The sequence below is a fragment of the Bacillus sp. MYb78 genome, from assembly GCF_002975115.1.
Taxonomy (GTDB): Bacteria; Bacillota; Bacilli; order Bacillales; family Bacillaceae_G; genus Bacillus_A; species Bacillus_A cereus.
Map to the genome: position 1 here is coordinate 1 of NZ_PCOB01000050.1, position 5,704 is coordinate 5,704.

Genomic DNA, 5,704 nt, shown 5'->3' on the forward strand with positions numbered 1-5,704 from the left:
CTTTCAGAATTTGTAGTAACAGCTTCGCCTGATTACATGCATTCATTACGTTTAGAGGAACAGAAACGTTATTTTGAGAGTTCACTAGTGTTTATTCAAAAACGTTATGGGAAACAAAATACGTTGTATGCGATGGTTCATATGGATGAAGCGACACCACATATGCATATTGGTGTCATGCCAATTACAGAAGACAATCGTTTGTCCGCAAAAGATATGTTTACGAGAAAAGAATTGATATCTTTGCAACAGGACTTCCCGTTGGAAATGCGGGAAAAAGGTTTTGATGTAGATCGGGGAGAAGGTTCTGAGAAAAAACATTTATCGCCTCAAGCCTTTAAGGAAAAACAAGATTTAGAAGTAGAAGTGGAACAGTTATCCAATGTAAAAACGCATTTAAAGACAAAAGTAGTGGAAACGCATAATCAATTACAACAAACCACAAACTACATCGAAAAACAGAATGAAACGTTACAAAAAATTCAGCAACAATTTTTGAGTTTAGATAAAAAAATAAAAGAAAAGAAACAGGAATTTGAAATGTTTCGAAACCAAATTCCGGATAAGTCAGTGTCAATGTCTTATTTGCGAGAAGAAACAAAAACAGAAGTAACAACAAAACTGTTTGGAAAACCAGAAATCATAGAGAAAAAAACAGGAAACATCGTGGTTACACGTGAGCAATGGAGAGATATGACAGAAAAAGTGAATGCAGCGGTTATTATAAAGAGCGATTATGAAAGTTTGCAAAAAACGGATCTTGTAAAAGAAAACAAACAATTACATGAGGCAGTCGATGGAATATGCGATTCACTTCAAGATTCTCAAAAGAGAAATTTAAAGTTACAAGAGGAAAACAAACAATTAAGAACAGAAATAAGCTCGTTAAAGGCTCATATAAGAGACTTGCAGATTAATATAAAGGTTTTATATCAACAGACGAAAAAAGTCTTTAAAGAGCAATTTAAGGCGTTTAGAGGACTTATTAAGAACGAATTGGATATAAAGGATGTAGATAATCAATTTGAACGTGAACATGCAAGAGAAGTAAAAAGTAGACAGAAAGGATATGACATGGAACGTTAGAAAAAGGTATGTTGTAAAAAAGAGCATAAGGAAACCGAATCCCACTTTGTATAAAAAGTGGTGAAATAGGCTGTGCCTATTGGGTTTCTAAAGATTTCTAGCTGGTACGCTTTTTCTATGATCTGTGGTCGTCTAGTGGTCGTTTATAGCTGTTCTGTGGCCTTCCAGTGGCCTTTGGTGGTCATTTAGTGGCTGTTTAAAATGTACTAAAAATTTAAATATGCTACAATAAATATCCATCACAAATAACTTTTTAAAGGTTACATCTAAAAAATCTCTTTGTATATTTATATATAAAGAGATTTTTTACGTTTATGTAATTGAAATTATGTTAAAGTTAACAAGACTACATTTGAGAATGTGGGTTCAAGTTGCTGTTTGACTGAATTGCACAAAAAAACCAATTCCATTACACGGGAATTGGTTTTTTTGGTGTCTTTGGGTTGTAGATTTATTGACAGCCTAAAGGAGATTAGTTTCTTTATAGTCTAGTATAACTAAAATAGAAAGAAAATTCAAAAATAAAAGGATGAATGTTTACATATTTTCAAATCAGAACACAAAAATGTAAGGATTTGGGCTATAATGAGTAGTGAAACACTCTCCTATGTTTCTAGTGATTGTATCTGTTTTTGGTGCGAAATCTGTAGATAGATTTTGCACTTTTTTATTTTTTGTTGAATAGGATCAGTGTCATTTAAATAAGATTGATTTCAATCTATTAATTTTATTGGATTGTAAGAGTATTTTGAGGAAATGTCGAAATATATTAATTCGTATTATTCTTAAATTTGTTTATTTTCTGAAAAGTATAAGTTAATATAATGATGTACCAGATAATGGGATAATTTACAAATTCAGATATGTAAATGTTAATTATTTGGAAATTAAATATGAAGGGATGAATATTATGAAAATGAAAAAATTAGGAGCAGGATTACTTTCAGCGGCTTTATTATTTCCAGTGGTAGCACCGGTTGTTTCTCATGCAGAAGAAAATACAACTGTATCTGAGAAAAATCAAATTCAAGAGACAACAAAAAAATATTTTAAATCTGTAGAAGGGATGGGAACTCAATATACTGAAAAACAATCTAAAGAAATTATTGATTCTGTAGCTATTGTTAGTAAATATATTAAACCAAATGAACATAATCAATTAGAATTAGATTCAAAAGTTAAAGAACAGGTTAGTCCTTTTGTTTATGAGCATTATCAAAGAGGTATTCAAGCTATTAATCAGGCAACTGAAGCAGGATATGCAACGATAAATGTAGAAAATAATAAACTGGAAGCTACTCCATTAGCAAATAGTTCTATGAATAATTTAGTGGGGTTTAATGCTAAAGATGGAATTCAATATTCATCTGTAGATTCTTATTGGTGGGGCGTTAAATGGTATATGTCAAAGAGTGAATCCCAACAATGGCAAAATAATTTTGCTGATGGGTCATTTTATTGGGGAAGTATAGCCGCTATTACTGGATTATTAACTCCATTTTTCCCACCAGCAGCCATAGCTTCAGCAGTTTCAGTAATTATGTCTGTTGGAAATTATCATTGTTATAGAGAATTACGCGATCACACAAGTTCACGTGGTTCAGTAATGACGATTAGTTGGTTGGATAAAGAAATTTACGCTAATAAAAGATAAGTATTTTTTAAGTAGGAGTTGAGATAATGACTTTCGTAATGATACAGATTGGTATAGCTATATTCCTACTTTTTATAATTGGATTGATTTATAAAGTTATCGGGAAAAAATTTAACAGTAAATTTAGTATGTATTTTTTAGTTATCATTGTGTTTTTTGCTTTATTATTTTTGGTGATAAGTGAGATTAATACAAATGGATTTACAGATTTAAAGGTTTTAGTGTTTTTACCTTTAATTGTATTGAGTCTTATTCTCCTTATAATAAATGCAATAAAATCAAAAAAAATATAGAACTTTCAACTTAAATAAAAGAAATAAAAGCCACTTTAAAGTGGCTTTTATTTCTTTTATTTGGTTAACCGCCTGTGTTTCCATCAGACATTAGCATTATTTTTTGAATAGATGGGTCTTTGTTTTCTTTTGGAGTATTGATATTGCTTAGAGTTAAAGTAAAGACAGTAATAATTCCCATTAATGTTAGGATTGTTTTTTTCATTTTAAAGCCCCCTTATTATGAGATTTTTTTCTTGCTTTTGAACTTAAATAGAAATATTTACTTGCTTTTGAGTGATTATCTTCATGATAAAATTTTATTGCTAATGTTTCGTTATATTCGGCAATGTACTCATATAGATTTTCTTTTTCAAAATAGATCATTCCTGCTAATATTATTTGTTCTAATTTTTCTCCAGGTATTTCATTGTTTATTGCTAGTAAAATCTTAAATCGATGTTGATATTCTTCAATTTTGAGGTTATTACTAATTTTTAGACCTTTTTCGAGAAGTTCTAATGCTTTGTTTTTGTTATTTAGTTTTGCATGTTCGCATGCTTCAATTAAGATTGCTCTGTAGTTATTTGGTGATTTTTGAATAACTTCGGATAAATAGCGAATTGCTAATTCTGATAAATTTTGTTTTGCATACATAAATCCTAGATTATGACGAACATATAAAATAGCTTGTTCTTCTTTTTCTTTTTGGAATATATCTATTGCTGATATAAAGTATTCTTCAGCTAATTCGTATTCTTTTAGATGTGTGCATGATAATCCAGAAAGGTTATTACAATAGCCTATGTTTAATTCATATCCTTTGTATTTAGAAAAGATTTCTTTTGCTTTAGATGCTTGTTTAATAGCCGGAACATATTGTTGATTGTGGCAGCTAAATGTGGAAAGTTTATAATAAAATTCAGCGTGTTCCAATTGGTCTGGTATTTCTTTTAATTTTATTTCAGCTTTGTCATAGTATTCTCTTGCTAAGTTGTAGTTTCCGATGCTAGTTGCGTGTATGGCTTTAAAAAAGAAATAATAGTATGAGAGAAGATTATCTGTAGGTGTGTTAAAAGATTCAATTTTGTCGAAGCTATCCTTACCAATACTTAAATGATCGATTAGATATTGGTGGCGAAAATCTAATAGTGAATAGTATAAAAGTAGATTTTGGTCTTCTTCTATGTTATGGATTTTTTTATCAATTTCTAATCTTAATTTATGCGCATTACCTAAATGTCTAGCACGAATTTCGATATACCAGTCATTTAACATGTTTGTGATTTGTTCATTACTTTTTGTTTGAACGTCCACAAAATAGCCCCCTTTTTTACGAATGTATATTATTTCCACTTATTTTATCATGTCTTAACATATATCTAATTTATTAAATTTGAAAAATATATTTTAGAATATTCTGAAATATCAAGTTGAAAAAGATGTTAAAAAGCAAAAAAGCCTTATAAAATAAGGATTTTTTGCTAATGGTTGTAATAAGGTATTCGTCTTATTGACATTTTTAGGATATCAAACTTAGAAAAAAATGTATATATTTAATTTTGAAAATATAAAAAGTCAGACAAGATACAACAAAAAAAGCCATTCATGCTATAATTGAGTTGTCGAATCTACAACTATAGGAGAAGGGCTTTTTTTACTGTTATACAATTAATTAGAGTGTTCAGACTCAAATTAATTTATCTAACTACATAATAACAAAATAGAAGTCTCTTCGCTAGTTGTAAATACTAGAAACGAGGAGAAAAGTATGCCAAACACTATTGAATTTAAACAGGTTGAGAAAAATGCAAGAATACGTGATTTAGAAATAGAAAATGAAAAATTTAAGCAAGATCATCATGAAGTTTCTAAAGATGAATTAGAAAAAGCAATGGAAACTATGGCAAAAGCAACTGGTAAAGAGCTTTACATAGGTACTAAAAAAAGCCCACATTCGAGAGTGAGGTTTGCTCAATCATTGCAAGAAAATCTAGGTTTCTTAAATAAAAATGGATATTTAACTAATAAAGAAAAAGTATTTTTAAGTGATATAACACCTTATATAGCTTTCTCGAGCAATTGTATTGTTCATGATATTAAAGCTAAAAATCCTGTTCCTGCTAATGTTTCAGAGATTGCAAAATTAATTGGCATTTCAAGACAAAATACAAGCTTAGCAATAAATTCATTAGTTAAAAAGGGTCTTTTATTCAAAGGGGATTCAGGTGTTGAGGGAAATAATGCTAAAGCATATGCGGTCTTTGTAAATCCACACATTATTTACGCTGGAGATAAAGATAGTGTGAATGAAGCACTTCAAGTAATGTTTTATAAGGCTATGAAAATGAAAATATTAAAAGATTTGCCAGATAAATTATTTTAGGATTGACAATTCGTCAATCCTATTTTTTTTAGCTTTTCGTGTGTCATGATTTCATGACACATGTGTCATGATTTCGTGACACACGAAAAGCTTTGTAAATACTGATATATCAAGGTTTTTTTTACTTTTAAAACTCTCTCTCTTCTCACTCTATATATAGAGGGCTAAAAGTTCCGCAAGGAACAGGTTGTATTTTTGAGTAAAAAGCACTCAAAAATCTCCACCTTTTTCACTACGTTTCTTCCTTGCGGAACTTTTTTCGGCTGGTTTTTAGCTTTCGCCAAGCCGAACAGACCAAAAACGGGG

General features: G+C 29.9%; 6 protein-coding genes. 4 read left to right on the forward strand and 2 right to left on the reverse strand.

The window, feature by feature from the left end:
* From mobV to CQ064_RS32585, 3 genes are all read left to right on the forward strand, one after another.
* The coding region (mobV, locus tag CQ064_RS32575) for a MobV family relaxase (RefSeq protein ID WP_105559739.1) at nt 1-1,086 on the forward strand (1,086 nt) is incomplete at its 5' end.
* 910 nt (nt 1,087-1,996) lie between these two features.
* Nucleotides 1,997-2,740 carry a hypothetical protein gene (locus CQ064_RS32580; protein ID WP_000782444.1) on the forward strand — a complete coding sequence of 248 codons (744 nt, stop codon included), beginning with the start codon at nt 1,997-1,999 and terminating at the stop codon, nt 2,738-2,740.
* A 26-nt stretch (nt 2,741-2,766) separates the two neighbouring features.
* Complete coding sequence (locus CQ064_RS32585) at nt 2,767-3,033, forward strand: hypothetical protein (protein WP_000144827.1); 267 nt, start codon at nt 2,767-2,769, stop codon at nt 3,031-3,033.
* A gap of 64 nt (nt 3,034-3,097) precedes the next feature.
* Here CQ064_RS32585 and CQ064_RS33880 read toward each other — a convergent pair whose 3' ends face one another.
* Together CQ064_RS33880 and CQ064_RS32590 are read right to left on the reverse strand one after the other, a co-directional pair.
* Nucleotides 3,098-3,238 carry a hypothetical protein gene (locus CQ064_RS33880; RefSeq protein ID WP_000751237.1) on the reverse strand — a complete coding sequence of 47 codons (141 nt, stop codon included), beginning with the start codon at nt 3,236-3,238 and terminating at the stop codon, nt 3,098-3,100.
* Nucleotides 3,235-4,329 (reverse strand): response regulator aspartate phosphatase, encoded by a 1,095-nt coding sequence (locus CQ064_RS32590; RefSeq protein WP_000383146.1) that lies wholly within the window; start codon nt 4,327-4,329, stop codon nt 3,235-3,237. The genes CQ064_RS33880 and CQ064_RS32590 overlap by 4 nt, the downstream gene beginning before the upstream one ends.
* 454 nt (nt 4,330-4,783) lie before the next feature.
* Between CQ064_RS32590 and CQ064_RS32595 the strand changes: the two genes are divergently transcribed.
* Nucleotides 4,784-5,398 (forward strand): MarR family transcriptional regulator, encoded by a 615-nt coding sequence (locus CQ064_RS32595; protein ID WP_001133991.1) that lies wholly within the window; start codon nt 4,784-4,786, stop codon nt 5,396-5,398.
* The last annotated feature ends 306 nt before the right edge of the window (nt 5,399-5,704 follow it).